The organism is Lactobacillus sp. ESL0237, from assembly GCF_003692985.1.
Taxonomy (GTDB): domain Bacteria; phylum Bacillota; class Bacilli; order Lactobacillales; family Lactobacillaceae; genus Lactobacillus; species Lactobacillus bombicola.
Genome location: NZ_REHE01000003.1, coordinates 73,024 through 92,470 on the forward strand (window position 1 = coordinate 73,024; position 19,447 = coordinate 92,470).

At 34.6% G+C, this 19,447-nt stretch carries 17 protein-coding genes; 14 read left to right on the plus strand and 3 right to left on the minus strand.

Annotated elements, in window-relative coordinates:
- Positions 1-2,532, plus strand: a complete 2,532-nt coding sequence (locus F5ESL0237_RS00680; RefSeq protein WP_122024355.1) for a M1 family metallopeptidase — start codon at positions 1-3, stop codon at positions 2,530-2,532.
- Between the two features lie 58 nt (positions 2,533-2,590).
- Here the strand turns inward: F5ESL0237_RS00680 and F5ESL0237_RS00685 are convergent, their stop codons facing one another.
- On the minus strand, positions 2,591-3,802 hold the full coding sequence (locus tag F5ESL0237_RS00685; RefSeq protein ID WP_122024356.1) for a L,D-transpeptidase family protein: 1,212 nt from the start codon (positions 3,800-3,802) through the stop codon (positions 2,591-2,593).
- Positions 3,803-3,895: 93 nt separating this feature from the next.
- Here F5ESL0237_RS00685 and F5ESL0237_RS00690 point away from each other — a divergent pair, with 93 nt between their 5' ends.
- From F5ESL0237_RS00690 to F5ESL0237_RS00730, 9 genes are all read left to right on the plus strand, one after another.
- Complete coding sequence (locus F5ESL0237_RS00690) at positions 3,896-4,687, plus strand: DUF4931 domain-containing protein (protein WP_122024357.1); 792 nt, start codon at positions 3,896-3,898, stop codon at positions 4,685-4,687.
- Between the two features lie 95 nt (positions 4,688-4,782).
- Entirely contained in the window at positions 4,783-5,397 is a 615-nt protein-coding gene (locus tag F5ESL0237_RS00695; RefSeq protein ID WP_122021186.1) for an ECF transporter S component, read from the plus strand.
- Positions 5,398-5,522: 125 nt separating this feature from the next.
- Entirely contained in the window at positions 5,523-6,275 is a 753-nt protein-coding gene (locus tag F5ESL0237_RS00700; RefSeq protein WP_122024358.1) for an ABC transporter ATP-binding protein, read from the plus strand.
- A complete protein-coding gene (locus F5ESL0237_RS00705) occupies positions 6,272-8,077 on the plus strand; it encodes an FtsX-like permease family protein (protein WP_122024359.1) in 1,806 nt (601 codons plus the stop codon). The genes F5ESL0237_RS00700 and F5ESL0237_RS00705 overlap by 4 nt, the downstream gene beginning before the upstream one ends.
- 380 nt (positions 8,078-8,457) lie before the next feature.
- Complete coding sequence (locus tag F5ESL0237_RS00710; protein ID WP_122024360.1) at positions 8,458-9,645, plus strand: ABC transporter substrate-binding protein; 1,188 nt, start codon at positions 8,458-8,460, stop codon at positions 9,643-9,645.
- Between the two features lie 30 nt (positions 9,646-9,675).
- Positions 9,676-10,554: a branched-chain amino acid ABC transporter permease gene (locus F5ESL0237_RS00715; RefSeq protein WP_122024361.1), complete on the plus strand. Its 879-nt coding sequence runs from the start codon at positions 9,676-9,678 to the stop codon at positions 10,552-10,554.
- An 8-nt stretch (positions 10,555-10,562) separates the two neighbouring features.
- The gene (locus tag F5ESL0237_RS00720; RefSeq protein ID WP_122024362.1) at positions 10,563-11,516 is read left to right on the plus strand and encodes a branched-chain amino acid ABC transporter permease; all 954 of its coding nucleotides are present in this window, start codon (positions 10,563-10,565) and stop codon (positions 11,514-11,516) included.
- A 3-nt stretch (positions 11,517-11,519) separates the two neighbouring features.
- Positions 11,520-12,302, plus strand: a complete 783-nt coding sequence (locus F5ESL0237_RS00725; protein WP_122024363.1) for an ABC transporter ATP-binding protein — start codon at positions 11,520-11,522, stop codon at positions 12,300-12,302.
- The gene (locus F5ESL0237_RS00730) at positions 12,303-13,013 is read left to right on the plus strand and encodes an ABC transporter ATP-binding protein (RefSeq protein ID WP_122024364.1); all 711 of its coding nucleotides are present in this window, start codon (positions 12,303-12,305) and stop codon (positions 13,011-13,013) included.
- A 58-nt stretch (positions 13,014-13,071) separates the two neighbouring features.
- Here F5ESL0237_RS00730 and F5ESL0237_RS00735 read toward each other — a convergent pair whose 3' ends face one another.
- Positions 13,072-13,716, minus strand: a complete 645-nt coding sequence (locus F5ESL0237_RS00735) for a histidine phosphatase family protein (protein WP_122021194.1) — start codon at positions 13,714-13,716, stop codon at positions 13,072-13,074.
- A 22-nt stretch (positions 13,717-13,738) separates the two neighbouring features.
- Positions 13,739-14,371: a matrixin family metalloprotease gene (locus F5ESL0237_RS00740; RefSeq protein ID WP_122024365.1), complete on the minus strand. Its 633-nt coding sequence runs from the start codon at positions 14,369-14,371 to the stop codon at positions 13,739-13,741.
- A 177-nt stretch (positions 14,372-14,548) separates the two neighbouring features.
- Here F5ESL0237_RS00740 and helD point away from each other — a divergent pair, with 177 nt between their 5' ends.
- From helD to F5ESL0237_RS00760, 4 genes are all read left to right on the plus strand, one after another.
- Positions 14,549-16,840, plus strand: a complete 2,292-nt coding sequence (helD, locus tag F5ESL0237_RS00745) for an RNA polymerase recycling motor HelD (RefSeq protein ID WP_122024366.1) — start codon at positions 14,549-14,551, stop codon at positions 16,838-16,840.
- 9 nt (positions 16,841-16,849) lie between these two features.
- Positions 16,850-17,299: a GNAT family N-acetyltransferase gene (locus F5ESL0237_RS00750; protein ID WP_122024367.1), complete on the plus strand. Its 450-nt coding sequence runs from the start codon at positions 16,850-16,852 to the stop codon at positions 17,297-17,299.
- Between the two features lie 148 nt (positions 17,300-17,447).
- Positions 17,448-18,362, plus strand: coding sequence for a type I pantothenate kinase (gene coaA, locus F5ESL0237_RS00755; RefSeq protein WP_122021198.1), 915 nt, complete (start codon positions 17,448-17,450; stop codon positions 18,360-18,362).
- Positions 18,363-18,393: 31 nt separating this feature from the next.
- Positions 18,394-19,380 (plus strand): ornithine cyclodeaminase family protein, encoded by a 987-nt coding sequence (locus F5ESL0237_RS00760; RefSeq protein WP_122024368.1) that lies wholly within the window; start codon positions 18,394-18,396, stop codon positions 19,378-19,380.
- The last annotated feature ends 67 nt before the right edge of the window (positions 19,381-19,447 follow it).

A 19,447-nucleotide genomic window follows, 5' to 3' on the forward strand; every position in this document is an offset into this window, starting at 1 on the left:
ATGGCAACGAAACATTTTTATGAAACTTTTCATCCTGATCATTACGATTTATTCATTGATGTTAATCGAGAAAAGAAAACAATCGCTGGTACGTCAACAATAACCGGTGAAGTAATCGAAGATACTGTTTTAATCAACCAAAAGTATATGGAGGTTTCTTCAGTTAAGTGTGATGGTGCTGAAGTTCCATTTACAGTAAGTGATAAAGACGAAGCAATAAAGATTGACTTAGGTAAAAAAGGTAGCGTCAAGATTGAAATTGTTTATACTGCACCGCTAACAGATACAATGATGGGAATTTATCCGTCCTACTACATGATTGATGGTGTAAAGAAACAAATTATAGGTACCCAATTCGAAACCACAGCTGCGCGTCAAGCATTTCCCTGTGTGGATGAACCAGAAGCTAAAGCAACTTTTTCTTTAGCACTTAAGTATGATGAACACGAAGGTGAGACCACACTAGCTAACATGCCAGAAATAAAAGTCGAAAATGGTGTGCATTACTTTGAAAAATCTGTCAAAATGTCCAGCTATTTAGTTGCTTTTGCCTTTGGTGAATTACAATCTAAATTGACGAAGACCAAAGATGGTGTTGAAGTTGGTGTCTTTGCTACCAAGGCACACCAGGCTAAAGAACTGGATTTTGCTGTGGATATTGCTAAACGTGCAATTGAATTTTATGAAGATTTTTACCAGACTAAATACCCACTACCCTATTCATGGCAATTAGCTTTGCCAGACTTTTCAGCTGGTGCAATGGAAAATTGGGGCCTAATTACTTATCGAGAAGCAGCTGTTTTACTTGATCCAGATAATGCTACAGTTGAGCAGAAGTCTTATGTGGCAACGGTTATTGCTCATGAGTTGGCACACCAATGGTTTGGCGATTTGGTCACAATGAGATGGTGGGACGATTTGTGGCTTAATGAAAGTTTTGCAAACATGATGGAATATGTTTCAATAGATGCCTTAGAGCCTGATTGGCAAATCTGGGATAACGCATATCAAATTTCAGAAGTTCCCGCAGCGCTGAAACGAGATGCAACTGATGGTGTCCAATCGGTCCATGTTCAAGTTGAGCATCCCGCTGATATCGATTCATTGTTTGATGGAGCCATTGTTTATGCTAAGGGATCCCGCATGCTGGTAATGGTTAGGGCCCTGTTAGGTGATGATGCTTTACGCAAGGGACTTAAGTATTACTTTGACCAACATAAATATAGTAATGCAACTGGTGATGACTTATGGAATGCCTTATCAACGGTGACCGATTTAGATATTGGCAAGATTATGCATACATGGCTTGATCAGCCTGGCTATCCAGTTGTCAATGCACATGTTGATGAAAATGGACATTTAATTTTGCAACAAAAGCAATTTTTTATCGGTGAAGGTAAAGAAGTTGGTCGAACATGGGCAATTCCAATAAATGCAAATTTCAAAGCGCCACAAATTATGACGCAAACAGAACTTGACTTGGGTGAGTATAAACAACTACGTGCAGAAGCTGGTCATGCTTTGCGGCTTAATGTCGGTAACAGTTCTCACTTTATCGTTAATTACGATGAAAAATTAATGGCCGATATTGTGGCCAATCTTGAACAGTTAACTGCAGTAGATCAATTGCAGCTATTGCAAGATTTAGGTCTTTTAGCTGAAGGGGGCCAGATTTCTTATGCTGAAATTGTGCCATTACTACCTAAATTTGCTACTTCAAAATCTTATATTGTTATTAATGCCTTATTTAATACCGCCCGTGAATTACGTAAGTTTACTAATCCGGGTTCTGACGAAGAGCTGAATTTAAAAGCTTTTTATAATCTTTTATCTGAAAAGCAAATTGCTCGTTTAGGTTGGCAATCAAATAATGATGTAGGCGATGACGCCTTAGTTCGTCCTTTAGCCCTATCAGCTGGCTTATATGCTGAAAATACGCAGGTTATTGAAGGCGGACATCAAATTTTTGCTAATAATAAAAATGATTTAGTTAAAATTGCAGCGTCTATTCGACCATATGTTTTAGTTAATGAAGTTAAAAATTATCGCAAGCAGGATTTAGTTGACCACTTGATTAATGAGTATCAAGTAGCAGTTGATCCTTATTATAAGGCAGATTTACTAGCCGCTATAACAGCTTCGCAAGATATAACAGATATCAACAAGATAGTGGCAGATTTTGAAAATGCGGATGTTATTAAACCACAAGATTTACGTTCTTGGTACTTTAATATATTAGCTAATGCTAAAGGACAGCAGGCTGCTTGGGACTGGTTGCGTAAAGAATGGTCGTGGTTGGAAAAAACAGTTGGTGGTGATATGGAATTTACAACTTATATTACGGTAACTGCTAGAGTTTTCCATACCGCAAACAGATTGCAAGAATTTACTAAATTCTTTGACCCAAAAATTAATCAACCAGGTTTAGGTCGTGAGATTCAAATGGATACTAAGGTAATTGCCACTAGGGTTAATTTAGTAGAACAGCAACAAGATGCTGTGAATAAGGTAATTAAAACGGTACTATCCTAAATAATTAGCTGGATAATAAAAAGCACTATCAATTTGATAGTGCTTTTTATTATTAAATTTAATTGTAAATGATAACTGGTTCATGTTTGCTTATATTGCTCCATACGTGTTTGACTTCACTAGGTTTAATATTAACACAACCATGTGATCCACCACGTAAGTATGCTCTCTTACTCCAATCGCTACGCCAACTGGCATCATGAAAGCCACAACCACTTAAGGTGAATGGCATCCAATACTTAACTGGAGAAGCATATTTAGAGCCATCGTTGTTACGGCCACGTAAAGTTGCAGGAGATTGCTTATAATGAATGTACCAGACCCCTTCAGGTGTTACATTTGATTTGTTGCCAACTTTAGTTCCAGTAACAATGTCGTTTAAATGAACGGCAAGTTTACCATTTTTTACAACCCATAGTTCTTGTTTTTTTAAGGAAACTACAATATAGTTATTACCAATGCCATGATTAGTTTTACCGTATCCTAAACCATACGTGCTGTATCCTAAGCCATAAATATAATCTTTTCCATCTAAAGTTTTTGTCCCGTTTAAAAATGCCTGCTCAACAGCGGACTGGGCCTTCTTTACATAGATTCCCCAACCATAACTTTGATTTTTCACTGTAATTTTTTTACCAGATACTTGATTCCTAGTTGGGACAGCGAAGGTATAGTTTTGGTGGATTGTTGAAACAGCACGGTCAATTTTATTTAGTTCAGCTACTAAGTTTTCGGAATTAGTAAAAGTATACTTCCCCTGCTTAAAGACGGCCTGATTAATTAGTTTTTTGGCTTCTAATTTATATGTTTTATTGGCAACTTTATAATTGACAATAGCGTCACTTACCGTTTGCATTTTTTTGTTAGCAGTATCTAACTCATTATTGGCAAATATGTAGTTCTGTTTACTCGGCATAGTAGTGTGTTGCTTTTTAAAAAAATTTGTTACTTGTTGTTTGTTAATTGTATCAATATTTGGGTCTCGTTCAGTGGAAACCTTGCCTTTTTCCAATACAATGACATTGTTTGCTTGTTTATTTATTTTTTTAGTAGCTTTGTTAATGGTTAACTTACCAACTTTTACGCCATAGATATTTACATTTGGATTAAAATGAGTCGTAGCAAACTTTTTAGCTTGCTCTTGTGCGGCAATATGGTTGTTATATGAAATAACTCCAAAAATAACGGCAAAGATTAATATAAATCCTGCCATGACTAAGTAAATATTATTGCGATTATTGTGTTTTTTTAGTTTTTTTCTTGATTGCATAAATTCACTCACTCTATAAACATAATTTTCAAAAGTAGTCGCAAATACATTTTATCATCTATTGTAGTAGTAGTAAAACATTAGGAGGGAATAATGAAAGATACTGAGCCCTTAGTCTTTGATTTCAAACTTGCTCAAGGGAAACCTAATTCTTACCAAACAATGGTAATTAATGATAGTTGTCCATTTTGCAAAGTAGATAATTTAAAAGATATCTATGTTCAAAAAGGTGAAATGATTTGGCTGCACAATAAATTTCCCACTCTCCAAGATACAACGCAGACAATTATCATTGAATCTGGTGATCATTGCGGTGATATTACAACTTATTCGTGTAAGTATAACCGAGAATTGCTGAATTTTGCTTTAGAATGTTTTCGCGATATGAATAAACAACAGTTTAACTCAGTTTTATGGTATAAAAATTTTGGCCCTGCTGCTGGTGGTTCATTGGTTCATCCCCACATGCAAATTGTGGGACTAAAGCATAAAAATGGTTATAAGTATATTTCAGCAAGTAATTTTAGTGGCATCTCATTATTTGCTAGTAGTCATGTAGAAGTAAATATTGCCACGCAGCCAGTTCAAGGATATATTGAAATAAATATAAATTTACTTAGTTTAGCAGCAATTGATTTATGGGCTGATTGGATTCAAATAGCAGCAAAATATCTCTTAACTGAATTATCAAATGGACGGTGTAAATCTTATAATTTGTTTTTTTATCCCCGAAATGATAATGGTATATGTGCTAAATTAATTCCACGCTTTGTCACATCGCCTTATTTTGTTGGATACAAATTATCCCAAGTAGATGATAATGAAAAGCTGACCGAAGAAGCAGCAAAATTAAAAAAATTTTTTATTATGAATCGGTCACATTAGATAAAGCGTAGTTTTTACTAAATATAATAAAATATGAGATTATTGTTGGTAAATTAAGTGAATTATGAATGATGTGATTATTTTGAGGAGAAAAAATGCAGAGAAAACAAACCAGAAATTTAGCAATTACTGCTTTATTTGTAGCAATTTTTTTGCTTCAAACTTTTGTGCCCAATATTGGTTATATTAGGATATTACCAGCCTTGCCGGCAATAACTACTGCCCCTTTAACAGTTGCTATTTATTCTTTATTAATGGGCCCCAGAGCTGGTGCCATCTTTGGCTTATTTTGGGGCGGACTTCGGCTTTGGTTAGCTATTACTCAACCAGGGGATATGGTCAGTTTGATGCTATTTCGTAATCCTATTATTGCAGTGCTTCCTAGTGTATTGGCTGGATTGTTTTCGGGTATGATTGGGCAGGCATTTGCACAAAAATCTAGCAGAATTAAAGAATTAAGTTATATAGGTGCCGGTGCGATAGCTTCTTTAACTAATACAATTATGGTTATTTTATTGACTAGTATTATTTTCATGCCCAATTCTACCCAACTCATTGGTTATCTGGGGAATTTCGGCCGTAATATACCATTAATTGAGGTGCTGTTTCTTGCATTAGGTCTGAATGGGTTAGTCGAAATGATTTTTACGGCCATTGTAACGCCAATAGTTGTTTCACCGCTATTAAAAGTTTTACATCGGCTTAGTTAATGCTTTAAAAATATTTTTTCAAAGGGTCTTTCACAAAAGAAAGGCTTTTTTTTATTAATTTATTGACAAATTTTACCGATTATATTATTGTATTAGATTATTAATACAATAATGAGGTTAAAATAATGACAACTATTCTACAAGTGGATCATGTGACCAAGGTCTATGGCCAATCGGGTGAAAAACAATATCGAGCATTAAGACAAATTGATTTTACAGTTGATGCTGGTGAATTTGTAGCAATTATGGGGGCTTCTGGGTCAGGGAAAACCACTTTACTTAATATGCTGTCAACGCTAGATCAGCCTACTTCTGGTCATGTTTTTATTGACGGTCAAGATAATAGTGAACTTAAGGGCGATAAATTAGCCAACTTTCGTAGCCAGAAGATAGGTTTTATTTTTCAAGATTTTAATTTATTAGAAAATTTGACCAATGAAGAAAATATTGCCTTACCACTATCTCTGCAGGGGGTGACAGTTAAGCAGATTAATCTTTTGGTTGAACGAATTGCTACCAGATTGAAGATCAATCCAATTTTGGCTAAATATCCAGCAGAAATATCTGGTGGTCAAAAACAGCGAGTAGCAGCAGCTCGGGCTTTAGTACATAATCCGGCGATTTTGTTAGCTGATGAACCAACGGGTGCACTAGATTCAAAAAGTGCCAGAGAATTACTTGAGACAATGGCAGACTTAAACCAAAATGATCAAGTAACCACTTTAATGGTTACGCATGACCCATTTGCTGCTAGTTTTGCTAGTCGTATTTTATTTATTAAGGATGGAAAAATTGGTAATCAATTAGTTAAGGCTGATCAATCTCGAAAGCAGTTTTATCATTTATTAATTGATCAATTGGAAACAGGTGAATTATGATTTGGAAATTATCTTTAACAGGAATTAAGAAACGTTTTAAAGATTACTTAGTACTGTTTTCTGGTTTAATTGTTTCCAGCATGATTTTTTATATGTTCTTATCTATTGCTACTAATCCAGCTTTTCTTGCACATGATGTGAAAGTAGAAACGAGTATTGTAAAATTTATCTTTGCTTTTGGAATCATTCTTTTAGTACTTGTTACACTTTTATATTTAATTTATGCTAATTCATTTTTGCTGAGTATGCGTGAACATGATTATGGTATGTTTATGATGTTAGGTGCAAAAGGTAAGCGTGTCGGCTTAATTGTTTTTTTGGAAACATTTTTTACGGGCATCTTGGCTACGGGAATTGGAATCCTTCTTAGCTTTGGGTTAACATCAGTTATTAGCAACTTATTAATTAGTAAGCTTAAACTGGCAATTCTTCATTTTCAGGTAATATTACCAAGTGCTATTTTAGGAACAATAGGCTTCTTTATCGCTGTTTTCCTTTTTTGTTCTCTAAGGAATGTTCATAAATTAATTCGTACGCCGCTTATTAGATTATTAACTGAGAATCAGCAGCCAGTTAAATTAAAAAGGCAACCACTAATTCGCCTAATTGAAACAATTTTAGGTATTATTTTATTAGCTGTAGGCTACCATGTTATGTCTTTGCCTTCTAGACAAGTTCATATCATTATTTCTACGGGATTCGTTACGATAGTTTCAGGTTCATATTTTATTTTTGCTGGCTTTTTCAATCTAATTATAACTTTTTTGAGTAGGAAGAAAAATTTTGCTTATCATGGTTTGCGTATTTTTACTTTGGGGCAATTGAAATTTCGTTTGTATGAGTATACGCGAATTTTAACTTTAATTTCGCTGCTTTTTGCGTTAGCCCTTGGTGCAATTACTGTGGGTTTAAATTTTGATACAGTAAAAGAAGTCGCTAAGCAAAGTACCTATTATGATTCAGTTGTAGTCAGCGGTAAGCCAGAAGTTAAAAAAGAAGTCGCTAAACTAAATATTCAGGCAAAACAAACTTATAATTATAAGGAAACAAAGCGATATCTTTATTTTAAGCAAACTCAGTTTAAAGATAATCCGCTTAAAGAGCTCAAATTTTATCTAAAAAATGAGCAGCCGTTATATAAAGTACAAAAATTACCGACACATGAATTAGCGCATTCGGGTACTGCTGCTAATAATAATCTGAAAGATATGTTAATTAATGGCAGCGAGAAAAAAATTCGCTTGGTTTCACAAACTAAATGGCAAAGGCTACAAGGTAAGCGTAGATTTATAACTTTACTGAATGTTAAAGATTTTGATTATGATTATCCAATATTATTGCGAATTCAAAAATTGCAGTTACATGAAAACCCAAAGTATTCCGCGATTTATGATAGAAGTAAGCCAAATAATTATCAGCTACTAATTAATTTAGCTAGTGGGTTTGAATTTATGGGCTTTTTCTTAGGGATTGCTTTTTTAACTATGCTTGCTTCAACTTTAATGTTTAAGGTTTTGAATGAAGCTAATAGGGATAAGGCCCGTTATCAAATGTTGAATAAAATTGGAATTAGAAAGCAAATACTTAAACAGTCAATTAACTATGAAATTGGGACTTTATTTTTATTGCCAGCTAGTTTGGGAATAATCGACGTTTTGTTTGGTTTACAACTTTTCCGCAGTTTATTACCAGATCCGTATCATAATATCTGGCTACCATTTATAATTTTTGGCATTTTATACTTGTTATATTATCTTTTGACCGTCAAGTTATATAAAAAAGTGGTATTGGATTATAAATAAAGCGTATCTAAAAAGGTAACATATCATGTTACCTTTTTTAGATAGCAAAAAATAATTTAATATTTAAAAATAACTTGACAATATAATAATTATTACTTATAATTCTAAATATTAAATTAAAATTATTGGAGGTTACTTTAATGAAAACTAAATATTTTAATATTCAACCAAACATTGGAGTAATTGCCATCATAAAATTAGTAGCCGTGTTGATTATTTGCTGTAGGACTTAATTCAAAAGAAATTACTAGTGTAGTTTAAGTTTGTTAAGTCCTTGTTTGCATTTTATGAATGGGGCTTAACTAACAAATTAATTAAGCCTCATTCAGTTCAATGAATGAGGTTTTTTGATGGCTAACAGTCAATAAAAAGGAGAAAAAATGAAAAAAATTAAAAGAATACTGGGTTTGATAACGCTAGCAGCCATGATGCTAACGGGTTGTAGTATTGCCAAAAACAATAACAGTAGTGGAACTCACCAAGACAAGGAGACAATTAAAATTGGTGTCAATATGGAACTGTCCGGCGCAACTGCTGGTTATGGAACTGCAGAAAAGCAGGGTATTCAATTGGCTGCTTCTGAGATAAATAAAGCTGGCGGAATTAATGTTAATGGGCATAAGAAAAAAATTAAGCTAATTATTCACGATAATAAATCTTCAATTGCTACGTCTGCTTCTGTAGGGACTCAATTGGCTACTAAAGATAAGGTAGCAGCAATTGTTGGCCCAGCAACCACTAATGCTGGTACAGCACAAATTCCTAATATTACTAAGGCGGCAGTTCCTTTTATTAGTCCATCTGCAACTGATCCAAGTTTTACCCTACAAAAAAATGGTAAAGTCCATCCTTATGTGTTTCGGACTTGTTTTCAAAATAATATCCAAGGTGAAAATGCTGCCAAGTTTGTGACAAATAAATTAAAAGCGAAGAAAGTAGCAATCTATGCAGATAATTCAAGTGATTATGGTACTGGCTTAGCCAAAGCTTTTAAAGAAACATATAAAGGGAAAATAGTTGATAGTCAAACTTATTCAGCGGGCGATAAAGACTTTAATGCAGTGTTAACTTCTTTTAAAGCTAAAGGCATCGATGCTATTTATGTGCCGGGCTACTATACTGAAGTTGGTTTAATCATTAAACAAGCCCGGCAAATGGGGATTAAGGTACCAATTATTGGGGGCGATGGAATGGTCGACCCTAAGCTTGCGCAGATTGCTGGTGCGCAAAATGCAACTAATATCTATTACACTACACCGTTTTCAACCCGCTTAGCAGCAAAAAATCCAGTCGCAGTGAAATTTATGATTGCCTTTAAGCAGCGTTACAAGGTGGGTACTTCAGCTTTTTCAGCTTTAGCCTATGATGCGGTTTATATGATTAAGACGGCTATTGAAGAGCAAAAATCTGATGATTCGACTAAGCTGACTAAAGGATTAGCTAATATAAAAGATTTCAATGGCGTTACAGGCAAGATTACAATTAATAAGACACACGATCCAGAAATGCCAATTGCAATTGAAGAGATGACTAATGGAAAAGTAAGTAATTCATTTAGTGTTAAGTAAGATTAAAGCAAAGTTAAAGGAGTGATTAGTTTGCAAACTTTTCTTCAACAAATTATCAATGCACTATCACTAGGATCAATCTATGCCTTGTTGGCCTTAGGGTACAGTATGGTCTACGGGATTATTAAATTAATTAATTTTGCTCACGGTGATATTTATATGCTTGGCGCATTTACAGCCTACTTTGTAATTAATATCTGGCACTTTAATTTTATAACTGCTCTTTTGGCAGCAATGGTAATTAGTGCACTTTCAGGGGTATTGATTGAGTATTTTGCTTATCGACCATTACGTAAATCACCGCGTATAGCAGTTTTGATTACAGCTATTGGGGTTTCCTTTTTACTCGAAAACGGAATGTCGTATTTAGTGGGTTCAAACGCACGTAGTTTTCCACAAGTAATTGCCCAGGTTAACTACAGTATTGGGGGTATTTTAATCTCTAATATTCAGATTTTAATTTTAGGGATTGCTTTAATTTTAATGGTTTTATTGCAACTAATTATTAAAAAAACTAAAATGGGTCGCGCAATGCGGGCTGTTTCGGTTGATCCAGATGCAGCTGAACTAGTTGGTATCAATGTTAACCAGACAATTTCGTTTACTTTTGCATTAGGATCAGCATTAGCAGGCGCAGCCGGAATTTTAATTGGAATGTACTATAATTCAATTGACCCGCTTATGGGAATGACACCGGGCATTAAAGCCTTTGTAGCTGCTGTTTTAGGTGGGATAGGTTCAGTTCCAGGGGCAGCTTTCGGTGGCTTTTTAATCGGAATTTTAGAAACACTTTTCCAATCAGTTGGACTGTCTGCGTATAAGGATGCAGTTGTGTACCTAGTATTGATTGTAATTTTGCTCTTTTTACCAGCGGGTATTTTTGGCAAAAATATTAAAGAAAAGGTCTAGGTGGCAAGATGAGAGCAAATTGGAAATATAGGTTATCATGGCTAATAATGATGATTGTCGGTTTTTACTTAATTAATATCTTAATTATGGTTGGCGTGATTGATAGTTTTATTGAGAATATGCTGGTAATGATTGGTATTAATATTATCTTAGCGACTGGACTTAACTTAATTATTGGTTTTAGTGGGCAATTTTCACTGGGGCACGCCGGCTTTATGGCAATTGGTGCTTATACTACTGCAATTATTACGCAACATTTTGACAGTGAATTGGGTTTTATTATCTCGCTTATCGTGGGAATAGTACTAGCAAGTATCATTGCCCTAATTGTAGGTACAGCAACTTTTATTCGACTCAAAGGTGATTATTTAGCAATCGCTACTTTAGGTGTGGCGGAAATTATTCGTAATATAATTAATAATTTAAAAATTACTGGTGGCTCAGCTGGGATGTTCAATATTCCCCCACTAAGTTCATGGCCAACCGTTTATATCATGGTTTGTTTAACAACAATTGTTTTATTAAACTTTATTCGTTCGCGAAATGGTCGAGCAATTAAAGCGGTACGTGAAGATGAACTTGCTGCCGAAGCAATGGGAATTAATACAACAAAGTGGAAAGTGGAAGCCTTTATTCTAGGTGGAGCTACAGCAGCGATTGCTGGCAGTATGCAAGCTGCATACGTTCAAACAATTTCTCCTTCTAATTTTGGTATTATGGAATCTATTTCAATTCTAGTAATCGTTGTTCTAGGTGGTGTAGGCAGTATGACGGGAACATTTTTAGCCGCGATTGTTTTAGGAATTTTGGATACAGTCTTACAAAATTTTGGTGCACTTCGGATGGTTATTTATGCTATTGCCCTTATTTTAATTATGCTCTTTAAGCCATCTGGACTTTTAGGTAACTGGGAATTTTCTTTTAAAAAAATTATACCGACTAATAAGAAAGAGAGGGACTAGGGCATGGAACACTTATTGCAAGTTGAGCATGTGGTTCGTAAATTTGGCGGATTAACAGCTGTTGATGATGTATCGCTTTATCTGAATGAACATGAATTGGTTGCTCTAATTGGACCTAATGGTGCCGGTAAGACCACCTTATTTAATTTATTGACGGGCATGGTTCCAGCAACTAGTGGCGTTATAGATTTACAAACTAATAAGCAAAAATATGATTTGACTCATAAAAATGCAACGCAAATTGCTGATTTAGGCTTGTCGCGTACTTTTCAAAATATTAGACTATTTAAAAATTTATCAGTAATGGAAAATGTTTTAACAGCGATGACTAGTAAGTATAAAGAAGGGTTCATGACAGCTGTTTTACGCTTGCCTAGTTTTTACAGAACCGAACAAGAAATGAAAAGTGAAGCGCATCAATTATTGAAAATTTTTGACTTATCCGCTGAGGAACAAACGTTAGCTAAAAATTTACCTTATGGGATACAACGGCGTCTAGAAATAGTTCGCGCTCTAGCAACACATCCCCAAATTCTCTTTTTAGATGAGCCAGCAGCTGGAATGAATCCAGAAGAAACAGCAGATTTAACCGATTTGATTAAATATATCCAAGAGCAGTTCAAAATTACTGTATTGTTAATTGAACATGATATGTCATTGGTAATGAATTTAGCGCAAAGAATTTATGTGCTTGATCAAGGGAAAGTTTTAGCATCTGGAGAGCCGGCGCAAATTAAAGCAAATCCTCAAGTGATTAAGGCATATTTGGGAGAAGGTGCTGATTAGATGGCAATGTTAGAAGTTCAAAACTTATCTGTAAACTATGGTGTCATTCAAGCTGTTAAAGGAGTTAGCTTTAATATTAATCAAGGTGAAATTGTGACCCTGATTGGGGCAAATGGTGCAGGAAAAACGACAATAGTTAAGACTATTTCTGGTTTGTTAAAGCCCAAAAGTGGGGAAATTATTTATCAAGGAAATGAAATTCACCGTAATAAAGCCCCCCAAATTGTCCAAGCCGGTATTTCACAAGTTGCGGAAGGTCGTCATATTTTTGCTGGCATGACCGTAATGGAAAATTTACAGCTAGGTGCTTTCTTACAAAAAAATCGCACCGAAATTGAACATAGTTATGCTGAAATTTTTGAAAAGTTTCCTATTTTGAAAAAAAGACGTAATCAAGATGCAGCAACATTATCTGGTGGCGAGCAGCAGATGTTAGCAATTGGGCGCGCGTTAATGGTTAAGCCTAAGCTACTCTTACTAGATGAACCTTCAATGGGGTTATCCCCTTTGTTTATTCAAAAAATTTTTGCAATTATTAAGGAATTAAATGAAAAAGGAACGACAATTTTATTGATCGAGCAAAATGCTAAGCAAGCTTTAGCGATTGCTGATCGCGGGTATGTTTTGGCTACGGGCACGATTCAGTTGTCTGGAACGGGGCAGGAACTACTTACTAATCCTGAAGTACAAAAAGTTTACTTTGGCGGCTAGTTATTTTTGCAAATAGCCAAATAATCTAAAAAACCAGGGCAATTATGTCCCTGGCTTTTTAGATTTTCATTTTATTATATGAAATAACTTTTTGACTTGAATCAGTCATATGCATGATGGTGATTGATGCGTTGCGTGGTCCGACACTAATATCATAATCCCCAAAGCGTGCGGCAATACTGCGAATTGTAAAACCATGGGTAACCAGCAAAATATTTTCTGCACCATCAAGTTGATGGATTAGTTTAAGGCCCTGATCAAGTCTTGACCAATATTCTTTAGCATTTTCTGCTTCGTGAAAGGGATCAGCTTCTTTAATCCAATCCTTGATGGTGTCAATCGATTCGTTTTTAAAAATGTCATAATGGTTCTGATAGCCATGTGGTCCACCAATCATTTGCCAAGCCATATCTGTATCCATGCCTTCGAAATAGCCATAAAATTGTTCACGAAATAAGGGTGTTGCTAGATGTTGAATTTCGTCGTGATTAATGTTGTGCTTAATAATAAAATCGCAGGTATCATTAGCTCGTTTTAAATCACTAGATAAGGCAATATCAAAGGGGATATTTTTAAGTATTTCACCTGCATGTTCGGCTGTGGCAACACCTGTTTTGGTTAGCGGTGTATCACACCATCCTTGCATTTTATTATAACGATTTATATAAGTTTGACCGTGGCGTATAATGTAGATTCTTTTCATGATTCTTTCCTTGCACTTTTAATTATTTATGATAGAGTTTTTTGGCATTGGCAATATCAATTGGCTCGATGGGATAAAGTGACTGGGTAGGATACATTACTGATTTTTTTATATTGTTATGTTTAAGACCAATTGCATGACCTAATTCGTGCTCAACTGTATTGACAATCCGATCATAATTATAATAGTAATTAGAAAAGTTTTGTAAATAATAGATATTTAAGTTAACAGCTGCTTCATATAGAAAGCCAGTTTTAAGATAATATTGAAAGGTGGTAAAACCGGCATAGTTAGTGTAGGGATGATATACCTGACTAATTGTAATGTCGGCCTTTTTCTTATTTTTAGTTTTACTGAATGTAAAGACTCTAGTTCTATTCCATGCACTAATTGCATCATTAGTGGCAGAAATCATGTCTGGATTATCATTTAAATCGATGTAAACTTTGGCTCTAGGCTTTTGCCAACGCCAGTGATTGCCGGTAACGGCTTTAGTTTTACTATTTTTACTAGTCTGCTTTGACTTTCGCGCATAAACAACCTGGCTATTGCATTTAATAATTGATAAACTTTCATCAAAAATAAAATTGCTCAAAATTATCACAGTCATGAGCGCACAAGTTAATTTGACTAGAAAATAGTTAAAACTTTTCATATTACTCAACTCCAATTTACTTTAAATAAAAAATGCCAATGCTATTAATCAAATTATAAACATAATTAGATTAACTTTCATGATTTTTCATATTTTTTACAAATAAACTAAAGAATTATATATTAATCCGATTTCATGTTAAAATAATATGCAAGTTTTGAGAAAATAGGTGACCTTATGACAAATGCGATGGATGATAAAGAGTTTGAACAAAATCATCTCAAACAAATTTTAAAAATGATTAGAGCCAAAAAGTCTGAATTGTCTTCATCAATAAAATCTGCTGCGGGAGAAGCTAAGGAACTTAATTCTCACTTTTATGATGATGTAAAATTAGATTATGATGGTTATTCTACGTCAATGGAAACAGCCTTGTCTATTCATCAGCAGCAGCAATTGCTTGATGAACGTGAAAACGCTTGGCAACATGCGGCTAAACAGTTGGGAATTGTGCAAAAGCTAGAGAAGCGACCTTATTTTGCGCGCGTAGATTTTAAAGAAAATGGCCAACAATTAGAGACTATTTATATTGGGTTGAGTTCATTTGCAGATAAGGACAACCATTTTTTGATTTATGACTGGCGTGCACCAATTTCTTCAATTTATTATGATGGTAAGTTGGGGCAGGTTTCTTACATGTCACCTGAAGGTGAAATTACAGTTGAAATGAGTAAAAAACGCCAGTTTATGATTGAAGACGGTAAGATTATCAACATGTTTGATACCGATGAATCAATTGGTGATCAGATGCTTTTAGAGGTACTAGGGGAAAAATCTAGTACGCAAATGAAATCAATTGTTACAACAATTCAGCGCGAACAAAACAAAATTATCAGAAATACTAGCGCGGATTTACTTTTTGTTCAAGGAGCAGCTGGTTCAGGTAAAACATCAGCTATTTTACAAAGAATTGCCTATTTGCTATATCGTTATCGTGGTAATTTGAAAAGTAGTGATGTCATTATGTTTAGCCCTAATCAGTTGTTCAATGACTATATTAAAAACGTATTACCCGAAATGGGTGAACAAAATATGGTTCAAATGACCTATTGGCAATTTGTGGCTAGACGCTTACCAGGCATGGAGGTAGAGAATTTATTTGACCAGTTTGAAGATCAGGTTGCTGATTCGGCAATTAGTCGTTTGAAAGATTCGGCGCACTTTTTTAAGCTGATGACTCATTATGCTAAATATCTTAATCAACATGGGGTCGTTTTTAAAAATATCTATTTTCGTAATCAAAAGCGTCCTTTTTTTGATAAAGAAAAAATCGGCGAAATTTATTATTCATTCAACGAAAATTATAATTTAAGTAATCGAATTGACGCAACACGTGAAGAATTAATTAAGCTTCTTAATCGAAAGATTAATACTGAAGCTAAGAAAAATTGGGTGGCAGAAGAAATTCAAAATTTAAGTCGTGAACAATTAATGCAATTATACGATCATCCAGATCAAGAATTTGAATCAGAAGAAAAAGAAGAAAAATTCTTAAGCCGAAAAATTGTAATTAAGTCCTTAAATAAGGTGTTTCAGCAGATTAAGCGCAATAATTTTATTAACATGCGTTTACAATATCTCAATTTCTTACGGGCGGTCCCTAAAATGACTGATTTATCCAAGTGGGGAATTAGTTTAGCCGATTGGTCTAAGCATATTCTAAGTGTAAAAGAAAGTTTTACTAAGCATTATATCCATATGAATGATGTTTCAGCATATCTTTACTTATATGATTTGTTAACGGGACGACATGTTGACTATGAAATGCGCTATGCTTTTATTGATGAGATTCAAGACTATACTCCCTTCCAATTATGTTATTTGAAATATAACTTTCCACGGGCCAAATTTACCATGTTGGGTGATCTGAATCAGGCTATTTTTACTAAAGATGAGAGTAGCACTTTGCTGAAACAAATTAGTAATTTATTTGATCCTAAAAAAACCACTGTGGTGCAGTTGACTAAGTCATATCGATCAACCAAACAATTAACGGACTTTACTAAGCAAGTTTTGCGTCAAGGTGAGAAAATTGAATCGTTTAATCGACAAGGGCCAAAACCTACTCTGTGGCAAAGGTCAGATAGTGAAGCTATCCATGTCTTAACCGAAATTCTTAAGCAAAATAACATAGATAGACTGACTACGGCAATTATTACGAAAGATTTAGCTAGTGCGCAAGTTGTTGCTCAAAAATTAAAAGCCAATGGAACTAAAGCAGTTTTGATTGCTACAGCCAATCAGCGGTTAGTTGATGGTACGTTAGTCATTCCATCCTATCTGGCCAAAGGCTTAGAATTTGATGCCGTAATTATGTGGGATGCTTCAAAGGATAATTATCATAAGCTTGATGAAACACAACTAGTTTATACAATAACGTCACGGGCAATGTATAAGCTTGATATTATTTATACGGGTGAAAAAAGTCCCTTGCTCGATGTTGATCAACATACTTATATTGAAAAGTAGGTAGCATAAATGATAGATAGGAAAGATTTTTCATTTAAAAAAATTGCTGATATGTCTGGACGTGAAATGTTTTGTATTGAACGCTTACGCGCAGATACATTTGTTTGTGAACAAAAAATTATTGATTCCGAACTTGACGATCAGGACCTAGAGGCAATTCATGTTTTTCTTTTGAATCAAAAACAAACTAGGGCATTAGCGGTTTGTCGTATTTTTGTAGAAAATAATAAGTGGATGCTAGGTCGAGTTGCTGTTGATAGTAATTTACGTGGGCAACATCTTGGTGCAGAAATGATGGCGCAAGTACATAAATACTTAAGACAAAAGGGGATAAGCCAATTATATTGTCATGCCCAGCTGCAGGCTAAGCCTTTTTATGATTCTTTGGGCTATCAGGCACAAGGTGATGTATTTGATGAAGCTGGTGTAAAACATATTATGATGTATTACAATTTATAAATAAAAACTCGTATATCGATACGAGTTTTTATTTTGGAAAGAAACTATTCTATAAGACTATTCAGTTTTAGTTAATGTTTTAGCCTTTTAGAATGGGGTACTGTTTTTGTTTTATAATAGAATAAAATAAATTTAGGGAAGCATATTAATGAAAAATTATTTACGTTTTAAGCGGGACGAATGGGCGGCATTATCCCCTGAAAGCAAAGTCCAAGTCACACCGGAAGAACTTACAAAAATCAAATCCTTAGGTGACGTTATCAATTTAACTGATGTTCAAGAAATTTATAGTACATTAGTTTCATATCTTTATTTAATGTATCAAGAAAAATGTTCCTTACAGCAAAAGCAACGTGAATTTTTATTGCAAAAGGTGGATACTGCACCGTTTATTATTGGTATTTCTGGATCAGTTGCGGTTGGTAAATCCACTATAGCTCGCCTTTTACAGATACTCTTAAGCCGAACGTATCCTAGTTTAAAGGTGCACTTAATGACGACAGATGGCTTTATTTACTCTAATCGCGAATTAAAAAGACGTAATTTGTTTGAACGCAAGGGTTTTCCCGAAAGCTATGATATGAACCTACTTAGTGATTTTCTGCAAGATGTATTAGGTGGAAAAAAGGAAATAGCTTACCCATTGTATTCGCAAGAGTTAAGTGATATTGTTCCAGGTAAGTATGGTCATGTAAAACGACCTAATATTCTGATTATTGAAGGTATTAATACTTTGCAATTACCAACTAATGGTCAAATTGTAACTAGTGATTTTTTCGACTTTTCGATTTATGTTGATGCACAAGAAGAATTAATTGAAAAATGGTTTATGCAGAGGTTTATTCGGGTGTTAGAACTTAATAAAAATAATCCAGATAATTTTTATTACAAAATGGCCAATGGTCCACGGCAAGATGCTTTGCAACTGGCACAAGATACATGGCAGATGGTCAATTTGGTTAATTTGCGCGAATATATAGCTCCGACTAAACAGCGTGCAGGCTTGATTTTACATAAAACAGCTGGTCATATTATTGATCAAATTTATCTTAAACAAATCTAGCTTATGAAGTTTAATTATCAAGGAGAATATAATGTTAATTTTGACAAAAAATGATATTGAAATGTGTTATTCAATAAAAGATTGTATCAGTGCAGTACAGGATGCCTTTGAATATTTTTCTGCAGGCAAGGTTGATGTTCCCCTAAGAACCCAAATTGTTAAAAGTAACGGTAAAGATAGTTTTTTATGTATGCCAGCTTTTTGTGAAGCATATAATGCTGCTTGTGTAAAAGTTCTAAATATGTTTCCCGAAAATATTAATAAGGGTAGACCCTCGATAAATGCCCAAGTATTAAATATTGATACTAAAACTGGCGAAATTAATGCAATTTTGGATGGTAATTATGTGACACAATTACGAACGGGCGCTGCATCTGGTGTTGCTCTAAAATACCTTGCTAAAAAAGATTGCCATAAGGGAGCCTTAATTGGGACAGGTGGTCAAGCTACTACGCAGTTAGAAGCAATGTTGCTTATGTGCAAGCCAGCATTAGTTCAAGTTAGTGATTTAGATTTTGCAAGAGCAACAAGATTTGCACAAGAAATGCAGCAAAAATTTGCTAAATATCAGACTAAAATTATGGCGGTTGAATCAGCTAATACTGCAATTAAAGATGCTGATGTTATTATTTCAGTGACGCCTTCAACTACACCGGTTTATGATGCTAGCTATATTAAAGCAGGCGCAACTATTTGCGGTGTAGGTTCTTATCAGCCACAGATGGAGGAAACTCCAGCGGAGTTAGTAACTAGGGCTGATAAAATTTATTTTGATTCGCAAGCGGCAGTTTTAGCTGAATCTGGTGACTTGATTATTCCTTTAAATAAGGGGTTAATTTCGCAAGCCAAGCTTACTGGCGAAATCGGTCGTGTAATTAGTGGCGAACTTGTAGGACGTGAAAATGATCAAGAAGTAATTTTCTTTGAAACAGTAGGAATAGCTGCGCAAGATTTAATGACGGTTAAAACAATTTATCAAAAAGCTGTTGAGCAAAAAATTGGTAGTAAGCAAAATTGATTATATTAAAGAAGTAAAAATAGTAAAAAGTAAAGTAGTTAATGTCTGCCATAATTTAACTATTTTT

Coding starts and splice junctions, on each gene's coding strand:
- F5ESL0237_RS00680 (WP_122024355.1), top strand. CDS start 1: ATGGCAACGAAACATTTTTATGAAACTTTTCATCCTGATCATTACGAT.
- F5ESL0237_RS00685 (WP_122024356.1), bottom strand. CDS start 3,802: ATGCAATCAAGAAAAAAACTAAAAAAACACAATAATCGCAATAATATT.
- F5ESL0237_RS00690 (WP_122024357.1), top strand. CDS start 3,896: ATGAAAGATACTGAGCCCTTAGTCTTTGATTTCAAACTTGCTCAAGGG.
- F5ESL0237_RS00695 (WP_122021186.1), top strand. CDS start 4,783: ATGCAGAGAAAACAAACCAGAAATTTAGCAATTACTGCTTTATTTGTA.
- F5ESL0237_RS00700 (WP_122024358.1), top strand. CDS start 5,523: ATGACAACTATTCTACAAGTGGATCATGTGACCAAGGTCTATGGCCAA.
- F5ESL0237_RS00705 (WP_122024359.1), top strand. CDS start 6,272: ATGATTTGGAAATTATCTTTAACAGGAATTAAGAAACGTTTTAAAGAT.
- F5ESL0237_RS00710 (WP_122024360.1), top strand. CDS start 8,458: ATGAAAAAAATTAAAAGAATACTGGGTTTGATAACGCTAGCAGCCATG.
- F5ESL0237_RS00720 (WP_122024362.1), top strand. CDS start 10,563: ATGAGAGCAAATTGGAAATATAGGTTATCATGGCTAATAATGATGATT.
- F5ESL0237_RS00725 (WP_122024363.1), top strand. CDS start 11,520: ATGGAACACTTATTGCAAGTTGAGCATGTGGTTCGTAAATTTGGCGGA.
- F5ESL0237_RS00730 (WP_122024364.1), top strand. CDS start 12,303: ATGGCAATGTTAGAAGTTCAAAACTTATCTGTAAACTATGGTGTCATT.
- F5ESL0237_RS00735 (WP_122021194.1), bottom strand. CDS start 13,716: ATGAAAAGAATCTACATTATACGCCACGGTCAAACTTATATAAATCGT.
- F5ESL0237_RS00740 (WP_122024365.1), bottom strand. CDS start 14,371: ATGAAAAGTTTTAACTATTTTCTAGTCAAATTAACTTGTGCGCTCATG.
- helD (WP_122024366.1), top strand. CDS start 14,549: ATGACAAATGCGATGGATGATAAAGAGTTTGAACAAAATCATCTCAAA.
- F5ESL0237_RS00750 (WP_122024367.1), top strand. CDS start 16,850: ATGATAGATAGGAAAGATTTTTCATTTAAAAAAATTGCTGATATGTCT.
- coaA (WP_122021198.1), top strand. CDS start 17,448: ATGAAAAATTATTTACGTTTTAAGCGGGACGAATGGGCGGCATTATCC.
- F5ESL0237_RS00760 (WP_122024368.1), top strand. CDS start 18,394: ATGTTAATTTTGACAAAAAATGATATTGAAATGTGTTATTCAATAAAA.